Annotated in this window: 15 protein-coding genes and 1 rRNA gene; 8 read left to right on the top strand and 8 right to left on the bottom strand. The window is 70.4% G+C overall.

Features of this window, described 5'->3' with window-relative positions; translation table 11 throughout:
* Together QCZ28_RS17335 and QCZ28_RS17330 are read right to left on the bottom strand one after the other, a co-directional pair.
* Nucleotides 1-121 (bottom strand): 16S ribosomal RNA (locus tag QCZ28_RS17335); the annotation flags it as partial.
* Nucleotides 122-875: 754 nt separating this feature from the next.
* Complete coding sequence (locus tag QCZ28_RS17330) at nt 876-1,130, bottom strand: hypothetical protein (protein ID WP_030338067.1); 255 nt, start codon at nt 1,128-1,130, stop codon at nt 876-878.
* 169 nt (nt 1,131-1,299) lie between these two features.
* Here QCZ28_RS17330 and QCZ28_RS17325 point away from each other — a divergent pair, with 169 nt between their 5' ends.
* From QCZ28_RS17325 to QCZ28_RS17300, 6 genes are all read left to right on the top strand, one after another.
* Nucleotides 1,300-1,767, top strand: coding sequence for a PRC-barrel domain-containing protein (locus QCZ28_RS17325; protein WP_279517593.1), 468 nt, complete (start codon nt 1,300-1,302; stop codon nt 1,765-1,767).
* A gap of 270 nt (nt 1,768-2,037) precedes the next feature.
* Nucleotides 2,038-3,096, top strand: a complete 1,059-nt coding sequence (gene trpS, locus QCZ28_RS17320; protein ID WP_279517592.1) for a tryptophan--tRNA ligase — start codon at nt 2,038-2,040, stop codon at nt 3,094-3,096.
* Nucleotides 3,097-3,160: 64 nt separating this feature from the next.
* The gene (locus tag QCZ28_RS17315) at nt 3,161-4,372 is read left to right on the top strand and encodes a low temperature requirement protein A (RefSeq protein ID WP_279517591.1); all 1,212 of its coding nucleotides are present in this window, start codon (nt 3,161-3,163) and stop codon (nt 4,370-4,372) included.
* 110 nt (nt 4,373-4,482) lie between these two features.
* Nucleotides 4,483-4,830 carry a YciI family protein gene (locus tag QCZ28_RS17310; RefSeq protein ID WP_279517604.1) on the top strand — a complete coding sequence of 116 codons (348 nt, stop codon included), beginning with the start codon at nt 4,483-4,485 and terminating at the stop codon, nt 4,828-4,830.
* A gap of 2 nt (nt 4,831-4,832) precedes the next feature.
* Entirely contained in the window at nt 4,833-6,089 is a 1,257-nt protein-coding gene (locus tag QCZ28_RS17305; protein WP_279517590.1) for a sigma-70 family RNA polymerase sigma factor, read from the top strand.
* A gap of 17 nt (nt 6,090-6,106) precedes the next feature.
* Complete coding sequence (locus QCZ28_RS17300) at nt 6,107-6,697, top strand: HAD-IA family hydrolase (protein ID WP_279517589.1); 591 nt, start codon at nt 6,107-6,109, stop codon at nt 6,695-6,697.
* A gap of 4 nt (nt 6,698-6,701) precedes the next feature.
* On the opposite strand, the gene QCZ28_RS17295 is transcribed toward QCZ28_RS17300, so the two are convergent.
* The 4 genes from QCZ28_RS17295 to QCZ28_RS17280 form a co-directional block, all read right to left on the bottom strand.
* On the bottom strand, nt 6,702-7,673 hold the full coding sequence (locus QCZ28_RS17295) for an NADP-dependent oxidoreductase (protein WP_279517588.1): 972 nt from the start codon (nt 7,671-7,673) through the stop codon (nt 6,702-6,704).
* A gap of 134 nt (nt 7,674-7,807) precedes the next feature.
* A complete protein-coding gene (locus QCZ28_RS17290) occupies nt 7,808-8,887 on the bottom strand; it encodes a DUF916 domain-containing protein (RefSeq protein ID WP_279517587.1) in 1,080 nt (359 codons plus the stop codon).
* Nucleotides 8,888-8,977: 90 nt separating this feature from the next.
* Nucleotides 8,978-10,951: a metallophosphoesterase family protein gene (locus QCZ28_RS17285; protein ID WP_279517586.1), complete on the bottom strand. Its 1,974-nt coding sequence runs from the start codon at nt 10,949-10,951 to the stop codon at nt 8,978-8,980.
* 143 nt (nt 10,952-11,094) lie between these two features.
* Nucleotides 11,095-12,153: a HupE/UreJ family protein gene (locus tag QCZ28_RS17280; RefSeq protein ID WP_279517585.1), complete on the bottom strand. Its 1,059-nt coding sequence runs from the start codon at nt 12,151-12,153 to the stop codon at nt 11,095-11,097.
* Between the two features lie 340 nt (nt 12,154-12,493).
* Between QCZ28_RS17280 and QCZ28_RS17275 the strand changes: the two genes are divergently transcribed.
* Nucleotides 12,494-13,156 carry a hypothetical protein gene (locus tag QCZ28_RS17275; RefSeq protein ID WP_279517584.1) on the top strand — a complete coding sequence of 221 codons (663 nt, stop codon included), beginning with the start codon at nt 12,494-12,496 and terminating at the stop codon, nt 13,154-13,156.
* A gap of 17 nt (nt 13,157-13,173) precedes the next feature.
* Here the strand turns inward: QCZ28_RS17275 and QCZ28_RS17270 are convergent, their stop codons facing one another.
* Nucleotides 13,174-13,869 (bottom strand): hypothetical protein, encoded by a 696-nt coding sequence (locus QCZ28_RS17270; RefSeq protein ID WP_279517583.1) that lies wholly within the window; start codon nt 13,867-13,869, stop codon nt 13,174-13,176.
* Nucleotides 13,862-14,362, bottom strand: a complete 501-nt coding sequence (locus QCZ28_RS17265) for a sigma-70 family RNA polymerase sigma factor (RefSeq protein WP_030338094.1) — start codon at nt 14,360-14,362, stop codon at nt 13,862-13,864. The genes QCZ28_RS17270 and QCZ28_RS17265 overlap by 8 nt, the downstream gene beginning before the upstream one ends.
* Nucleotides 14,363-14,543: 181 nt before the next feature.
* Between QCZ28_RS17265 and QCZ28_RS17260 the strand changes: the two genes are divergently transcribed.
* Nucleotides 14,544-17,768, top strand: coding sequence for a S8 family serine peptidase (locus tag QCZ28_RS17260; RefSeq protein WP_279517582.1), 3,225 nt, complete (start codon nt 14,544-14,546; stop codon nt 17,766-17,768).
* Nucleotides 17,769-17,853 lie beyond the last annotated feature (85 nt).

Below are 17,853 nucleotides of genomic sequence, written 5' to 3'. Positions count from 1 at the left end.
TTGCTCACGTGTTACTCACCCGTTCGCCGCTCGAGTACCCCGAAGGGCCTTTCCGCTCGACTTGCATGTGTTAAGCACGCCGCCAGCGTTCGTCCTGAGCCAGGATCAAACTCTCCAACAAAAAATTGGAAAACAATCCTGACAACAAACAAATTGTTGCCAAAGGAATCCCAACCAGCCAGCAAAAACTGACCAGTCCGGGGTATAAATCATAATTGGCACTGGCTTTACAAGCACCCTGTTGAGTTCTCAAAGAACAACCACACACCGACCAGAAGCCCCACCCAAGTGGAACCCCAACCGGGGCTTTTCGTTCCGCATCCCCGCCGCTCTCGCGCCGGGCACTTTTACTACGTTACCTCACCGTCTCTGCCGTGTCAAACCGTGTGTCCCGGTCTGTCATGCTTCGTACGGGTCAGCGCCGGCGCACTCACGCAGCAGCGAACCGCTGCGTCAGGTCGTCGGATTCGGCAGGCCGGCCGCTGCGGTGTCCCGCAGTCTCGCCCGGTTCCCTGCCGGTCGTGAACCTTACCCGGTCGGCTTCGCCGCACCAAATCCGCCTCACGGCCGATCCGGCTAGCCCCGCCCGGACCGTGTCCCGCAGGAGCGAACCCCTGCTCGACCCGGTTGCCATCCCGTTCCGGTGCTTCAGGACCTTCGTCCCGTTTGCCCCGTTCCGCGCTGGCAGAGAGAAAGTTACGCGTCTGCGGGTTTGATCGTCAAATCCACGGGTAGCGGCGCGCGTCACATTCGCGCGTCCGAGCTGTTTTCCCAGGTCAGGACCGTCGACGCCGGCCGTGGCGTGAGTGCATCCCGCTCCACGACGGTCACCCCGGCCACCGGTGGCGCCTGGTCGGCGCGAGCGGCGAGGGGAATCAGGACGTCTGCCGCCGCCGGGTGGCCAGCCAGGCCCGGACGCCGAGGACCCCGGCGGTGGTGCCGATCGCCAGCGACGCGGCGATCAGCAACGCGTGCACCCACAGGAAGCTGGTGGCCGGGCCGTCGGCCACCGTTCCGGACGCCCAGGACCGCGGGTCCTGCCAGATGGCCACCGCGAACCTCGGCCAGATCACCCAGGTCCAGACGCCGACACCGACCAGGAAGAGGCTCCACCCTCGCGACAGCACCATGGCAGCCGAGTATGCCAGCGCACCTGCTCAGCGGGCCGCCGTCGGCAACGCGAACGCGCTGACCCACCCGGGCGGGCGCGGCCGGCGCAGGGCGCTGACTGTTTCCGGCCGCGGCGGGATGGGCACTGCGAAGGGGGACAGCTGAGGACCGTCCCCTGGAGGTGCCCCCATGCAACCCTCGACCTTCAACCCCTGGGCCTGGCGTGACCCGTCCGCCCTGGCCGGCGGCTACACGCAGACCACACCCTCGGTCACCCCTCCGCAGGATCAGGGTGGGCACGACGGCCCGGACGCGCCCGGCCCGGGCACCCCGGTCGACCTGGTGGGCTATCAGGTGCAGGCGAGCGATGGGCGCGTCGGCACCATCGACGAGGCGAGCGACGCGGCGGACGCCGCGCACCTGGTGGTGGACACCGGTCCGTGGATCTTCGGTCAGAAGGTGCTGCTGCCGGCCGGGACGGTGACGCGGGTGGATCACCAGGAACGTGTCGTGCACGTCGACCGGACCCGAGAGCAGATCAAGGACGCACCACCGTTCGACCCGGATGCGGCCGACCCGGAGTACCGGGACCGCGTCGGCACCTACTACGCCGACAGCTACCTCCCCCCTCCCGGTGCCATCCCGCGGGTAATCTGAGGCCGTGGTCCGGACGGGCAATTGCGCATCCGAGGCTGTCGACCTGGTCGACGGCCTCGACCTCGGTGCCGTGCCCCAGATCCCGACCAGCTCCGGCGACGGCCGTGAGCAACTTCTGAACGTCCTCCGTGCCGGTGGCCTGCGGTTCCGCGCCGGCGCGCGATGGCGGACGACTCGCTGAGTCGATTCCGCTGACCGACCTGGGCTGAGCCAGCCCTGGTCGGCGCGCGCCCGTGCGTGACCCACCTTCGGATAACGAGAGGCACCACCATGTCCGTCGCACGAATGCTCACCGGTGACCGGCCCACCGGCCGCCTGCACCTCGGCCACTACGTCGGCAGCATCGCCAACCGGGTGCGGCTGCACCAGCGTTACGAGAGCTTCTTCATCATCGCCGACCTGCACATGCTCACCACTCGCAACCGCCGCGAGGACATCGACCAGGTCTCCGGCAACGCCCGCGAGATGGTGACCGACATCCTCGCCGCCGGGGTCGACCCGGACCGGGCAACCTTCTACCTCCAGTCGGCCATCCCCGAGGTCGGCGATCTCAACACCCTCCTGCAGAACCTGGTGACCGTTCCCCGGTTGGAACGGGTGCCCTCGCTCAAGGACATGGCCCGCGACGCCGGCAAGGAGGAGATGCCGTACGGGCTGCTGGGTTACCCGGTGCTCCAGGCCGCGGACATCCTCTGCGTCAAGGGGGAGGTGGTCCCGGTCGGCCGGGACAACGCCGCCCACGTCGAGGTGACCAGGGAGATCGCCCGGCGGTTCAACCACCTGTACGGACCGGTCTTCCCGGTGCCCGAGCTGATCCCGGCGGACACGCCGAGCCTGGTGGGCACCGACGGCGCGGCCAAGATGAGCAAGAGCCGGGGCAACACCATCGGGCTCTCCGACGACGCGGCGACGGTGCGTCGCAAGGTGCTGGGCATGTACACCGACCCGAACCGGGTGCGGGCCGACGTGCCGGGCACTGTGGAGGGCAACCCGGTGTTCGCGTACCACGAGGTTTTCAATCCGGACCGCGACGAGGTCGCCGACCTGGCCCGGCGTTACCGGGCCGGGCGGGTGGGTGACGTGGAGGTCAAGGAACGGCTGGTCGTCGCACTGGAGGGGTTCCTGGCGCCGATCCGGCAGCGTCGGGCCGAAATCGAAGCTGACCGGGGTCTGGTCGACCGGCTGATCGTCGAGGGCACGGAGCGGACCCGCCAGGAGGTACGCCAGACAGTGCTCGAGGTGCGCCGGGCGATGGGGCTGACCGGCGCGTACCAGCAGGTGCGGCGGCGGGCTGAGCGCAGCCGACGCCGGACGGACGCGGCGACCTGACGCCGGACGGCGCTGAGCGAGGAGACCGGACGAAGCGCCGAGCGAAATAGCGCAGAATGCCAGGATGAGGAGGATCTCGGATATTCGTCCGGTGCCTACGGGGGTGACGCACCGGACCACGATGTTCGAGATCTTCTTCGACCTGGTCTTCGTCTTCGCACTCACCCGGGTCATCACGTTCATGGCGGGGTCGCCGGGCGCGCTCACCCTGGCCCAGGGGCTGCTCCTGCTGCTTCTGCTGCTCTACTCCTGGTCGCCGTACATCTGGGTGGGAAACCTGGTCCGGCCGGACGTCGGCCCGGTCCGCGCCGCCACCCTGGTCGCGATGGCGGCGATCTTCGTGGCCGCGCTGGTGTTGCCGGACGCGTGGCAGCAGAGCCCGGAGCTGTTCGACGCGCCGCTGACTCTCGCGCTGGCGTACGTGGTCGGCCGGGCCGTGCAGCTGGTGATTCTGTTCTGGGCGAGCGCGACGAACCCCGCGCTGCGCTTGACGCTGCGGTTCTTCACGGTGCCGGTGGTGCTGGGCTGGGTTCCCCTGATCCTCGGTGCCCTGCTCGGCGGTGCGGCCCAGACGGTGCTCTGGACGGTGGCGTTTCTGCTGAACATCGGCGGTGCCCGGATCGCGTCCGCCTTCCGGCCGTGGCAACTGCGCAGCGTGGACCACTTCACCGAGCGGTACGGCCTGGTGCTCATCATCGCGCTGGGTGAGTCCCTGATCTCCGCCGGCGCGGGCCCCAGGGCGATGGCCCCGGTCGGCCCCGCGCTACTGGCCGCACTGCTCGGCCTCACCAGCACGGTCTGCCTGTGGTGGCTCTACTTCGATCGGCTGGCGTCCACCGCCAGGGGGGCCGTCGGCAACGTGCCGGGTGAGCGACGGGCCAGCGTGGCCGGCGACGCGTACGGCCTCGCGCACTCCACGCTGATCATCGGCGCGATCTACGTGGCGCTCGGCATCGAGGAGGTGATCGCCCACCTCACCGGGGAGTCGGCGCATCCGGGTCGCCTCGGGTGGGAGGCAGCGACAGCGCTCTACGGCGGCACCGCCATTTACCTGCTCAGCAGGCTGGTCTTCCGACGGCTGACCGTCGGCACGGTGGTTCCGACGCAGGTCGTCGCCGCGCTGCTGCCGCTGCCCCTGCTGCCGATCGGCCGGTCCCTGCCGCCACTGGCGGCGCTCACAGTGCTCACCGCCTTCCTGATCGGCGTGACCTGGTTCGAGCGACGGATGGACCGACGCGACGAACGAGCCGACCCGGCGCGGCCACGCCTGCGGTGAGCGGAGCCGGCCAGAAAAGGCTGCCGGACCGTGTCGATATCCGCGGTCACCGTTCGTCGTCATGCTGTACGGCGAACCGCCGCACCGAGAGGAGCCGAAACGTGAAGTACATGCTGCTGTTCATGAGTCCCATGGTCGACGGAGAGGTCGTCGACAACGGGTGCAGCTTCGAGGACTGGATCCGCTACGACCGGGAGATGAAGGACGCCGGGGTCTGGGTCTCGGGTCATCCGCTGCAGGACCTGACCACCTGTACGACGGTGCAGGTGAGCGCCGCTGGCGAGCGCACGATCACCGACGGACCGTTTGCCGAGACCCGTGAGCTGCTCGGTGGGTACGACGTCATCGACGTGCCGGACCTCGACGCCGCGCTGGAGTGGGCCGCCCGCAGCCCCGGGGCCACCGGTCCCGGATCGGTCCAGGTCCGTCCGATCGCCGAGATCGACGTGCAGGTCTGAGCGTGCCGGATGAGAGGGCGGCCGTCGGGTCGTCGGTGGAGGCCGTGTTCCGGGAGGAACGCGGCCGACTGCTCGCCTCGCTCGTGCGCCGCTTCGGCGACCTCGACCTGGCCGAGGAGGTCGCCTCCGAGGCCATCGAGGCGGCGCTGACGCACTGGCCGACCGACGGCGTCCCGAGCCGGCCGGGCGCCTGGCTGCTCACCACTGCCCGGCGTCGGGCGGTGGACCGGTTGCGGCGTGACCGGGTGCTGGCCACCCGGCTCGCCGTACTGCGGGCGGAGGCCGAGCGGGCCGATCACGCCCCGCCCGCCGACGCGGACCGTGACCTGCCCGACGACCGGCTGGCGCTCTTCTTCACCTGCGCGCACCCGGCCCTGGCCGTGCCGGACCGCGCCGCGCTCACCCTGCGGTTCCTGGCCGGGCTCACCACCGCCGAGGTCGCGCGGGCCTTCCTGGTGCCGCCCACCACCATGGCCCAGCGACTCGTCCGCGCCAAACGGAAGATCCGTGACGCACGCATCCCGTTCCGGGTGCCGGGCGACGACGAGCTGCCCGGTCGCCTGCCCACGGTGCTCCAGGCCGTCTACTCGATCTTCACCGAGGGGTACGCGGCCAGCTCCGGCCCGGATCTGCAACGGATCGACCTGGCCGAGGAGGCCATCCGGCTGGGCCGGATTCTGCGCCGGCTGCTGCCGGCCGAGCGGGAAGCCGCCGGGCTGCTCGGCCTGATGCTGCTCGTCCATGCCCGGCGCGACGCGCGCACCGGGCCGGACGGGGCCATGATCCTGCTCGACGACCAGGATCGGGGGCGCTGGGACCGTCACATGATCGAGGAGGGGCGCGGCCTGGTGGTGGTCGCGCTGACCGGCCGGGCGCCCGGGCCGTACGCGGTCCAGGCCGCCATCGCCGCGCTGCACGACGAGGCTCCCGACGTGGCCGGCACCGACTGGCCGCAGGTGGTGGCGCTCTACGACGTGCTGCTCGGCCTGGTGCCCTCACCGGTCGTCGCACTGAACCGGGCCGCCGCGGTGGCCATGCGGGACGGACCGGAGGCGGGGTTGGCGCTGCTCGACGAGTTGGCCGACGATCCGCGCCTGCGCGGCCACCATCCCTATCCGGCGGCGCGGGCCGACCTGCTGCGCCGGCTCGGCCGGTACGACGAGGCCGCGGCCGCGTACCGCAGCGCGTTGACGTTGGTCGGCACCGAACCGGAGCGCGCGTACCTGCTCAGCCAGCTGAAGGCTGTCACGAGCGGGTGAGCTGTACCCTTCCCCGGGTGAGTCTGCCGCTGCCTCCCGGGCCGTTCGCCGCGTATTTGTTCGACTGCGACGGCACCATCGTCGATTCGATGCCGCTGCACTACGTGGCCTGGCAGCGGGCCCTCGCGGAGTGGGGCTGCGAGTTCCCGGAGGACCTCTTCTACGCCTGGGGTGGGCGGCCCACCGCCGACATCATCGTCGAGCTGAACGAGCAGCAGGGTCTGGCCATGCCGGTGGCTGCCGTGGTCGAGCGCCGGGAGAGCTACTACCAGGAGTTGTTGCCGCAGCTCGCCGCGGTGCCGGAGGTGTTGGCGCACATCCACGACGCGCACCGGCGGGTTCCGTTCGCCGTGGTCTCCGGCAGCACCCGCGCGTCGGTCACCGCCTCCCTGGACGCGCTGGGCCTGCTGGACCGGTTTGACGTGCTGGTCTGCGCCGACGACTACACCCTGGCCAAGCCCGACCCGGAGGCGTTCCTGCTCGCGGCGCGGCAGCTCGGCGTACCCCCGGAGTCCTGCCTGGTCTTCGAGGACACCGACCTGGGCATCCAGGCCGCGACGGCGGCCGGCATGGCATCGGTACGCGTGCCGCAACAGCGCACGTCCTGACCTCTCAGGCCACCGTCAGCAGGAGCTTGCCGGCGTAGGAGGTCTGGAGGCGCTGGTGCGCGTCCCGCACCTTGCCCAGGGGGAACGTCTCGGCGACGTGCACCACGAACGGCCCCGCCTCGATGAGTTCGTTGAGGCGTTGCAACTGCCGGGGGTTCGATTCGCCGTCGTACGCGCGGACCGTGACGCCCGGGTGTTCCTGCGGCTCCGGCCGCACCCCGTGGGCGTACGCGACCACCCCACCGTCGGCAAGCGCCTCGGTGAGCCGGTCCAGCGTCGGCCCGCCGGCCATCGCCAGGATGGCGTTCACCCCTCCCGGTGCCGCGTCCCGGATCCGGGCCAGCACCTCGGTCATGTCGCCGTGCCCGTCGACCGACACATCGGCGCCGAGCCGGGTCACCAGCGCGACACCGTCCGCCCCGGACGCCACGGCGATCACGTTGAGGCCCTGCCGCTTCGCCAACTGCACGGCCAGGTGGCCCTGGCCGCCGCTCGCCCCGAAGATCAGCAACCAGTCGCCGGCCGACAGGCTGACGGTGTCGAGGCCGGCCAGCGCGGTCAGCGCGTCGGTGGGCATGGCACCGGCGTGCTCGGCCGGCACACCGTCGGGCACCTTCGCCGCGTACTCCGCCTTGACCGACGCGTACTCGGCGTAGAGGCCGCCCTTGGGCCGGGTGGTGGCGGAGACGTAGACCAGGTCGCCCACGGCCAGGTTCGTCACCTTGCCGCCGGCCGCGATGACGGTTCCGGCGCCGTCGGAGCCGGGCACGATCGGCAGTGCCGAGCCCTCCGGCACCAGCACACCCTCCCGCTCGTACGCGTCCCACACCCCGACGCCGGCGCTCCACACCTTGATCAGCACCTCGTCGTCGGCGACCTGCGGGATCGGCAGCTTGCGGAGGGTGATCACCTCCGGCCCGCCGAACTCGTCGAAGGCCGCGGCCTGCATCCGCTCTGGCACATCCCCGTCAACCATGTGGATTCCCCCTCCGTGCCGGCGTCACCGTCGCAGCATGCCGGCTCGGGAACGGGCGTGCTCCGGAGCTGAGGGCCGTTCACCCACAAGGACGAACGCGCACGCTCGCCGACCTCGTGGGGCGGCTGCGGCGATCAGGAGGTCTGCGGCTCCGGGCCGCGCAGCGCCTGCTCGACGGCGTCGCGGACGCGGGCGTCCTCGCGCGCCCTGCTCAGCGCCCGGTTGCGGCGCCGGTACAGGTACGCCCCGACGAGCACGGCGATCAGCACGACGAGAGCCAAAACCAGCGTCCAGGGCAGGGCCCAGCCGTGCGCGGTGGCCTGCACCTGCTTGAGCGGGGTGGTGGAGCCCGAGGCGTCGGTGAGCAGCGGCGTCAGGGTCGCGGTAGCGGCCAGCGAGATGACCGGAGCCACGCCGTGTACGGGCACCGTCACGTTCCAGCTCTCACCTGGGAGCAGCTCCGGCGGCGCGGCGACGTCAGCGGCCCGGACCCGCAGCAGGCCGAACGGGCCGGAGACGGTCACCGCCTGGTTTCCGGACAGGGCCGCGTTGCCGACGTTGTGGACCTTGTAGGTGATGGTGGCGTCACCCTTGCTGAACGGGTTGGTCGGTCCGGCGTACGTCACGTGCAGGTCCTCGATCGCGAGGTTCGGCTTCAGCTCGCCGCCGACCCGCAGCTTGATCCGGATACCGAGGCGCCGGTCGACGTTGATCCCCTCCGCCTGGTCGGCCTGGGTCAGGGTGGTGAGGATGCCGCCGACGTAGTCCCCGGGCGTGGCGTTCTCCGGAACGTCGACCGTGAACGGGACCTGGGCGGTCTTGCCGGGCTGGATCACGACACTGCCGGCGTTCGGCTTCACCCAGGCGCCGACCGCTGTGGACTTCTTCTCCCTGGTGAGCAGGTCGAGCTGGCCGGCGTCGGTGGTGAAGCCGTCGGCCGCGTACACGGAGAGGGTCAGCGGGGCCGCGCCGCGGTTGGCCACGACCATGGCGTCCTCGACGGCCCCACCCGGGTTGACGTTGTAGCTGTAGCTGGACCGGGCCTCGCCGTAACCGTTGGACGCCGTCCGGACCGTCCAGGCGACGTTGCCGTCCGCCGCCCGGGCGGGGCCGGCACCGACGCCGACTGCCGCGACGACGGCGAGCAGGGACAGTGCGGTCGTACGGAGGAGTGCGGTGGGCCTGGTCTTCCAGCAAGTGACGGACGGGTACATGTCGGTTCCTTGAGGTGATCTTGGGCGGATGGCAAATGGGTGGCGGGGTAGACACCCGAAGGTGCCTACCCCGCCCGTGGAACTGTTCGGTCAGCTGCTCAGCGCGGTGATCGTGAGGGTGGTGCGGTAGCTACCCTTCGCGATGCTGTCCGGGATCTTCAGATCCAGGTCGGCGCCGAGCTTCGCGCCACCACGCGGGTGACCCTGCGCGGCGGCGGCGAGGGCGCTGGAGACCGAGAGGCCCTTGCCCTGGTCGTCGTAGGACGACAGGACCGGGGCACCGGCCTCGGCGCCCGCTCCGGCGTCGAGCACGTACGGGCTCCAACCGAGGTAGGAGCCGGAGAACTTCTGGTCGGCGTCGGAGAAGTCGCCGACGTTGGCCGAGATCGACCACGGGGCGAGCGAACGGCGGCTGTCCGACACGAGGATCGGGTTGATCTTGCCGTTGGCCTGGAAGTAGGTGCCGTCGCGCTCCTGCGCGGTACCCAGGTCGACCAGACCGTTGTAGCCGTCGATCGTCCAGCCGAACTCGCCCGGAGCCGGGTTCGGCACGTTGACCTGGATGGCCTGGCCGTCACCGTGGTAGGGGTGGATGGTCGTGTTGTCAACGATCGAGCCGACCGGCTGACCCTCGGGGGTGTTGACGCAGGAGACGCCCTTCTCGACGGCCGCGTTCGGCGCCGCACAGGTGCCACTGCGGATGTTCTGGAGCACCAGCTTGTCGGCCTTGACCTGCACCTTGACGTAGCTGCGGACGTGCTCCTGGTTCTCCGCCGAGTTGAACCAGTAGTTGCTCGGGTTGAGCGGGTCCGGGCCGAGTCCCTCGACGCCAGTGCCGGAGCCGTCCGGCTTCTTGATGTCGTAGTACTTCGAGCCGGAGGCCGAGTTGGCGGTCACGTAGATGACGCCGCCCGGACCGGGGAACACGTCGGCCGCACCCGGCTTCTCGGCCGGGTTCTCCTTCTGACCGTTCTTGATGGAGTAGCTGCGGGTGTAGACGTGGTCGTGACCCTGCAGCACCATGTCGATGCCAAGGTCGGAGAAGGCGGTCGTGAAGTCCTTCCGGCGGTTCTTGTTGTCCGCGTCGGTGGAGTGGCTCGCCGCCGAGTAGATGGCGTGGTGGTAGACCAGCACCTTCCACTTCGCCTCGGATCCGTGCTTCTTGACCACGTCGGAGATGTACGCGACGTGCGCCGCGTCGCCACCGGGCGAGCCGTCAGCCGGGTTGACGTAGCTGTTGCTGTTGATGTCGATGAACAGCACGTCCTTGTAGATGTACCAGTAGTCGCCGCCGGAGCGGGTCGCCTGGTCACCGGCGTAGTACTGGGCCGAGCGGTCCGTGTTCGGGGTGAAGTGGTGCTGCTCCCAGGACTTGCCGCCGACATCGTGGTTACCGATGGTGGCCGCCGTCGGGTACTGCCGCAGCTGGTCCGGGGCGAGGTACGCGTCCCACTGAGCCTCGTTGTTCGCGGACTCGACGTGGTCGCCGCCGGAGACCAGCAGTTCGGCGTTCGGGTTCGCCGCGGTGGAGACCTTCAGGGTCTCCGCCCACCCGGCCTGGTCCTTCGCGACGTCACCGGAGGCGCCGATCTGCGGGTCGCCGAAGAACAGGAAGTCGAAGTCACCCTCGAAGTCCCGCGTCTTGAAGGAGTACGCCGGGGACCAGCTGCCCTCGGCGCCGACCCGGTACGAGTACGCCGTGTTCTCGCGCAGGTTGCTGATCGTGGCGTGCCGGTTGAACCCGGTGGTGGAGGTGTTCGCCGCACCAACGGCGTCGAAGCTGACGGCGCCGGCCGGGAACTCGCCGTTGACGATCTCGGCGGTCGGGGCGAGCTGGATCTTCTGCGCGGTGTCGGCGGAGGAGTACCAGCTCACGATGCGCTGGGTCTCGTTGGCGCCGACGCCGAGGACCACACCGGTGATCGTGGTGGACTCGGCCGCGCTCGCGGTGGCCACCAGGCCACTACCGAGAGCCGCGCCCAGGCCCAGGAAGCCGGCTGCGACCCCGGCGACCAGGCGACGCCGTACGAGCGCGGAAGCCCGTGACGAGGTGCTCAATGTCATCGACATTGTTCCCTTTTCAAATAGAGAAATAGATGTGCCTTCACCCGACGCTGGGGAAGCAAATCCACGCTTTCGCTGCCCGATGAACCGACTGTGAACGTGATCTTGCGAAAGACTGCACTTCACGAACTACTTAGCCTTACTCATGATCCAGAAATGCGCTGCACAAACCAGATCAACCCCATAAAGGACACGCCCGCAGAAACGGCCCCGGTCGCCCAGAGGCCGGCTTTCGGCGCACGACGCCGCAGCACGAACAGCAGCGGGAAGACGACCGCGATAATCGTCAACTGAACGACTTCGATGCCGATGTTGAACACCAGCAGGGACCACAGCAGGGTCCACGACCACGCCTCGTCGATGCCCAACGCGCCAGCGAAGCCCAGGCCGTGCACGAGACCGAAGCAGAACACCACGCCAAGGCGGATCCAACCGGCCCGGTCCAGGCTGAAGTGACCGCGCCCGGCCGTCTCCAGGTCGGTGGCGTGCTCACCGCGCCGCCAGATTCCCCACAGGTGCCAGCCGGCGACGACGGCGATCGACAACGCGATGATCGGCTCCACGATCGCCCCCGGCACCTCGACCAGGCCGAGCGCGGCGAGCATGAACGTCACCGAGTGCGCCACCGTGAAACTGGTGGCCGCGAGCACGATCTCCCGGAGCCGTCGCGACCCGGCGATGAGCGCCAGCAGGAACAGGATGTGGTCGATACCGCTCAGCAGATGCTCGGCGCCCAGGACGAAGAACTCGCCGAACCGCTCGTACCAGGCCTGCGCGGTCGAGAAGGACGGGTTGGCGGCGTCGAGCGCCGCGCTGCCCGACCGGCCGTCGATCTCGTAGGTGACGATCGTCTTCGTACCCTTGACGTAGCCCTCGCCGTCCGGGAAGAGGTCACTGCGCACCACGTGCTCGTCGACCCGCTCGGGACAGGCCCAGTCGAGCAGCAGGTCCGCGTACGGCACGCCCTCGTGCGCGCCGATCGTCGCGTCACCCACCAGGGTCGGCCGGCAGGCCGCACCCCGGGAGCTCACCGAGAACCGGTCGGAGACGTAGCCGAGGACCGTCGACGCGTGGCCCTTCAGGGCGGCGGCCTGCGCAGTGGTGTCACCCGCCTCGAACGCCGCGGTTCCGGCCTGGAAGAGCGGGTCGTCGTGGCCGGCGTCCGCGGCGGAGACGACAAGGAGGTCGTATTCGAGCTCCACCGCCGTTCGAATGTGACCCTCATCTCCCGCCGCTATTTTCGCGTACACAGTCGACGAAAAACCGTGCGCGGACGCCGATTCGGCGGCCAGAAACGGAACCACCGCTGCGGCGAAACCGACAGCGGCGACGATAACGGTACGGCGGATCCGGCCTGACATTCGACTCCCTCGGTTGGCCAGTGCACGTTGCATGTCGTGGGTGAACACCAACCCGCGTACCGACGAACCGCCGGAGAACAACATCCCCGACCGGCCGCCCACCAATTGCCGGTGACCGGAATTGAGATAGGAATACGAAGAAGTACGCGCACATTCCGCCACCACCCGGAGGACGATCACCTTGCGCCCCCCGCTTCGGGCCGTCGCCATGCTGGCCGCGACCGCCGCACTGGTCACCGCCTGCAACTCCAGCGACGACTGGTCCGAACCACGTCCGGCGCCCAGCGCCATCGGCACCCTCGGCCCCGGGTTCGTCGACCCCGCCACGAAGCCCGCGCCGGAGGCGACCATCACCCCGCAGCCCGGCTCGTGGGCCGGTGTCCACCCGTCGAAGGACTACCGGGTCGTCCTGCTGACCAGCGGTACCGACAACCCGACCAAGGCCCTGGTGACAGCGGTCAAGGAGTGGGCCGAGGACGAGCACGTCGACCTCAGGACGATCGTTGTCGGCAACGCGCACGACGCCGTCCCCAGCATCGCCAAGGCGATGGAGATGGGTCCGGACCTCATCGTCAGCGCGGGAAACGATCTCATCGACGGGCTCGCACTGGTCACCCCGAACCACCTGGACGAGAAGTTCCTGGTAGTCGGCGCGGAGCTGGCCGAGCCCACCCACAACGTCACCGCCGTCGACTGGGAGGGCGCGTCGTTCCGTGGTGAGGGGCTCGGCATGTCCTCGACGTACGACCCGAACTCGTTCACCGCGGAACGATGCGCGGCGGCCATCCGGGCGGGCGTGGCCGCCGTCCTCAACGACCTGACCGGGATCGTGGTCTGGCTCTGACGAAAAGGTTTCGACAGTCAGCGCGGGGTCGGTCCACGATCCTCGAACTCGTACGTGGTGGTCAGGCCCTCGGGCAGGTCGGGCACCAGGGCGTTGGTGCCGTCGACCACCTGGACGTAGCGCCGGCCCTGGAAGATCGAGTAGCTGCCGTCGGGAACCTGGTCGATCCGGAAGAGCTGCGTCGACGCGGCGGCATCACAGGCCCGGCCGCGTACGCTGCCCGGCGCGGCGTCGTGCACGACGGTCATGCAGACCTCGGTGGCACCGGCCGCCAGGAGGATCCGATACCTGTCGCCCTCGGGGCGCAGCACCCACAGCGCCCGATCGTCGATGCCCTGGTCGGTGGTGGCCCGCACCTGGTCACCGTCGCTGTCGATCGCCAACGTCGCGCCGCGCATGCCGGGCAGCGTGATCTGGACCTGCCGCCGGCCGCCGAGGATCTCCTGCGGTCCCGCCGAAGCGGTCGCGGACGGCACCACGGGTGGTGCGACCTGGCCGGCCGGGCCGGCGTCCGGCGCCTCGACGTCGTTCCGGATCTGTGACAGGACGGTGCCAGCGGCGACGGCCACCACGGCCAGCCCCGCCGCGCCCACTGCCGCCCGACGCCGCCGACGCCGGTCGCTGCGCTGTCGCAACGCCTGCGCCCCCGGCAGCGTGGCGACTCGCCGGACCTCGTCCACGATCGCGGTGAGATCGTCGCGCGGATCAGCCATGGGAGGTCTCCTCCTGGTGCGCATCGGTCAGCAACCCGGCCATCGCTCGCCGGCCACGGGCGAGGTACGTCTTCACGGTCCCGACGGGGGCCCGCATCTCGGCTGCCACCTCCGCGACGCTGAGATCGTTGAGGTGGTGCAGCACGACGGCGCGCCGCTCGTTGGGGCTCAGCCGTTGCAGCGCCTGCAACAGCGCGACGTGGTCCTCGTTCAGGCCGGGCACGCTCTGGTCGACCGCGGCCCGGCGGTGTGCGCGTACCCGGTTGAACGCCTTGCGCCAGCTGCTCACCGCGATCCGGGAGGCCACCCGCCGGACCCACGCCTCCGGGCTGTCCGTCTCCCGCACCGTCCGCCACCGCTGCCAGGCCCGCATGAACGCCTCGGCGACGGCGTCCTCCGCCTCGGCGCGGTTGCCGGTGAGCGCGTACACGTGACCCACGACCCGACCAGCGCAGGCCGCGTAGAGGGCGTCGAACTCCTCGGCGTCACGCATCCGACCGGTGCCCTCCCACGCTTCGTCTCCTGGTCACCGCCGCATGGAACTCGGCTGGTTGGACCGGTCGCGTCGGCGCGGGGCGAGATTGTGGCCCGCGTCACACCACTGTGATCAACCTGACGACCCGGCCAGGCGTCATCGTGCCGACCCGGGAGACGCCCGTGGCGGAGAGGACGATGTGCGACGACGGCAACGACGCGCCCTGACAGCCGGCGTACTCGCAACCGCGCTGGTTACCGCGGGGCTGACCGCGCAACCGGCGAACGCGCAGCCGACGCCCCCGACTCCCGGCACCGCCGGGACCTTCACCCTGATCACCGGGGACCGGGTGTCGCTGGACGCGGCGGGTCGCCCGCAGATCCAGCGCGGCCCGGGTCGGGCCGCCATGCGGTTCGTCAGCAACCGGGAGGACGGTCACCAGTACGTCATCCCGGTGGACGCGATGCCGCTGGTGCGGGACGGGCGACTCGACCGCCGCCTGTTCGACCTCACCACGCTCGCCGAGTTCGGCTACGACGACCGGGCAGCCGAGTTGCCGCTGCTGGTCGCGTACCCCGAGAACACGGCGGCACGGGCGCGGACCGCGACCACCGGGGGTTCCGGGCGCGTGCGGGCCGACCTGCCCGCCGCCCACGCGCTCGCGGTCCGGGCGGACCGGGACGACCGGGTGACGCTCTGGGCGTCGCTGACCCGGGGTACGCCATCCGCGCGCACCCTCACCGCCGGCGTCACCCACATCTGGCTGGACGGCAAGCGCACGGTCTCCCTCGATCGCAGCGTGCCGCAGATCGGTGCCCCGACGGCGTGGCTGGCCGGTTTCGACGGCACCGGCGTCACCGTCGGCGTGCTGGACACGGGGATCGACGCCAACCACCCCGACTTCGCCGGCCACCTCACCGAGGTCCGGGACTTCACCGGCGGCGGCGACCCCAGCGACTCGGTCGGCCACGGCACCCACGTGGCGTCGACGATCGTCGGCAGTGGCGCCGCCTCCGGCGGCAGGTACCGCGGCGTGGCACCGGGAGCGAAGCTGCTGGTCGGCAAGGTCTGTGCCACCACCGAATGCCAGGACTCGGACATCATCACCGGCATGCAGTGGCTCGCGCCCCAGACCCGGGTGGTCAACGTGAGCTTGGGCGGCGACGACGCGCCCGGACTCGACCCGCTGGAAACCGCGGTCCAGGAGTTGAGCCACCGGTACGGCACCCTCTTCGTGGTCGCGGCGGGCAACGAGGGAAAGCCGAAGTCGGTCTCCTCGCCGGCCTCCGCCGACGACGCTCTCGCCGTCGCCGCTGTGGACGCCGACGACCAGCGGGCCTACTTCTCCAGCCGAGGTCCCCGCATCGGCGACAACCACATCAAGCCCGAGATCAGCGCACCGGGCGTCGACATCGTGGCCGCGGCCCCCGGCGGCGACTACGCCACCATGTCGGGTACGTCGATGGCGACCCCACACGTGGCCGGCACCGCAGCGATCCTCGCCGGGCAGCACCCGGACTGGACCGGCCCGCAGCTCAAGGCCGCCCTGATGGACTCGGCCAAGCCGACCGGCGAGGACACCCTCTACGAGCAGGGCGCCGGCCGGGTGGACATCGCCCGCGCCGTCGCCCAGCCGGTCGCCGCCGACATCGCCGCCATCGACTTCCCGGTGCAGCGCTGGCCACACGCCGACGACAGCCCGATCACCCAGGTCGTCGGCTACCGCAACACCGGCACCACACCGGTCACCCTGACGCTGGCCATCGCGCCGGCCCCGGCCGGCATGCTCACCGTCAGCCCGGCCACCCTGGTGGTGCCGGCCGGTGGCCGCGCCGAGGCGACCATCACCGTGGACACCCGGGTGGACGCCCCGGACGGCGTCTACCAGGGGGCGCTGACCGCCACCGGTGCCGGTGATCTGCGGGTGCGCACGCCGTTCGCACTGAACCGCGAGATCGAGAGCTACGACGTACGGCTCGACCACACCGGACGCGACGGCAAGCCGGCCACCGAGTACACGACAGTGGCGGCGAACCTGACCACCGGCGAGTTCAGCACCCTCGCCGTGGCACCGGGCGGCGGCGTCCTGCGGCTGCCCAAGGGTCGTTACGCGTTGTACAGCACCATCCACGAGGGTTCCGTGTCGACCCTGCTCGCGCAGCCGGTCCTGGACGTACGCGGCCCGGTCACCGAGGCGGTCGACGCCCGTGCCGCCAAGCCTGTCGCGTTGACGGTGCCGCAGCACGACGCCGCGCCGACCTCGATCAATGTGAGCGCCAACTGGGACGACGGCCTGCGCTACCCGGGCGTCCAACTCAGCGGGCTGTCCTTCGCGGACCTCTTCTTCGGCCGGATCGGACCCGCCGTCACCGCACCCGAGTTCACCGCGACGCTTGGCGTCGGGCTCGCGCGACCGGGCAGGGACGGCACCTTCCGGAACAGCCCCTACACCTACGACCTGGCGTACGTCCGGCAGGGCGACATGTTCACCGGCCTGACCAGGAAACTGTCGCCGAAGAACCTGGCCACCGTCCGGGCGACCTACCGCAGCCAGTCCAGCACGACGACGGCCACCCGGTTCCACCGCGCGTCGGGTCCGGGAGGCTCCGGTCCGATCGGGTCGAACACGCCCGTCGACCTGCCGTTCAAGGGCGTCGAGTACTACAACACCGACGGGGGCGTCGTCTGGACGTCCACGTTCCTCGAAGGGGACAACCTCACCGCCCAGGACTCGACCTTCGCCGCCGGCCGGACGTACACCCAGACCTGGAACGCGGCACCGTTCGGGCCGTCGGTGGCCCAGGCGCCGACCCTGTCGCCACTGGGGTACGCGGGCCGCGACGGCGACACCATCTCGATCGCGTCGCTGCCCCTGTTCGGCGACGCGTCAGGTCGCCCCGCCAGCCGCGACGATCAGCCGGTGCGGTTCCGGCTGCTCCGCGACGGTAAGGAGATCGGCAGCTCGGACAGCCCGTGGGCCGAGTTCGCGGTGCCCGCCGGCAGGGCCACCTACCGACTGGAGGCGACTGTCACGCGCGGCGCCCCGGACACCCTGTCGACGTCGGTCTCGGTGGCCTGGACCTTCACCTCGGCGCACACCACGTCACCGGAGCGGTTGCCCCTGACCACGGCTCGCCCGACGCCCATGCTCGACGACACCAACACGGCACGGATCGGCCGGGTCATGGCGATCCCGGTGACGCTGGACCGGCAGGTCGGTTCGAAGGCCACGCCCAACCGCACGCTCAGCGTGTCCGCGTCCTTCGACGACGGCCGCACCTGGGCCGCGTTGCCGGTGCTCCGGAACGTCGCCGTGATCAGTCATCCGCGACGGGCCGGGTTCGTCTCGCTGCGACTGGCCGCTACCGACACCGCCGGCAACACCGTCACCCAGACGATCCAGCGGGCCTACCGGATCTCCTGACGCGTTGCGGTGTCCGGGGTGGCGGCTGCTGGAGCCGCCACCCCGGACAGGGCGGTCATAGATGTGTCCGCGATGCGCATCACGC

Source organism: Micromonospora sp. DH14, from assembly GCF_029809455.1.
GTDB classification, from domain to species: domain Bacteria; phylum Actinomycetota; class Actinomycetes; order Mycobacteriales; family Micromonosporaceae; genus Micromonospora; species Micromonospora parva.
The sequence above is the reverse complement of the archived record's forward strand: the minus strand, read 5'-3'. Positions and strand labels throughout refer to the sequence as shown.

Bases quoted from the DNA above. Each gene is read 5' to 3' on its own strand.
- QCZ28_RS17265 (WP_030338094.1), bottom strand. From the start codon at position 14,362: ATGCGTGACGCCGAGGAGTTCGACGCCCTCTACGCGGCCTGCGCTGGT.
- QCZ28_RS17330 (WP_030338067.1), bottom strand. From the start codon at position 1,130: ATGGTGCTGTCGCGAGGGTGGAGCCTCTTCCTGGTCGGTGTCGGCGTC.
- trpS (WP_279517592.1), top strand. From the start codon at position 2,038: ATGTCCGTCGCACGAATGCTCACCGGTGACCGGCCCACCGGCCGCCTG.
- QCZ28_RS17325 (WP_279517593.1), top strand. From the start codon at position 1,300: ATGCAACCCTCGACCTTCAACCCCTGGGCCTGGCGTGACCCGTCCGCC.
- QCZ28_RS17315 (WP_279517591.1), top strand. From the start codon at position 3,161: ATGAGGAGGATCTCGGATATTCGTCCGGTGCCTACGGGGGTGACGCAC.
- QCZ28_RS17285 (WP_279517586.1), bottom strand. From the start codon at position 10,951: ATGACATTGAGCACCTCGTCACGGGCTTCCGCGCTCGTACGGCGTCGC.
- QCZ28_RS17295 (WP_279517588.1), bottom strand. From the start codon at position 7,673: ATGGTTGACGGGGATGTGCCAGAGCGGATGCAGGCCGCGGCCTTCGAC.
- QCZ28_RS17290 (WP_279517587.1), bottom strand. From the start codon at position 8,887: ATGTACCCGTCCGTCACTTGCTGGAAGACCAGGCCCACCGCACTCCTC.
- QCZ28_RS17270 (WP_279517583.1), bottom strand. From the start codon at position 13,869: ATGGCTGATCCGCGCGACGATCTCACCGCGATCGTGGACGAGGTCCGG.
- QCZ28_RS17310 (WP_279517604.1), top strand. From the start codon at position 4,483: ATGCTGCTGTTCATGAGTCCCATGGTCGACGGAGAGGTCGTCGACAAC.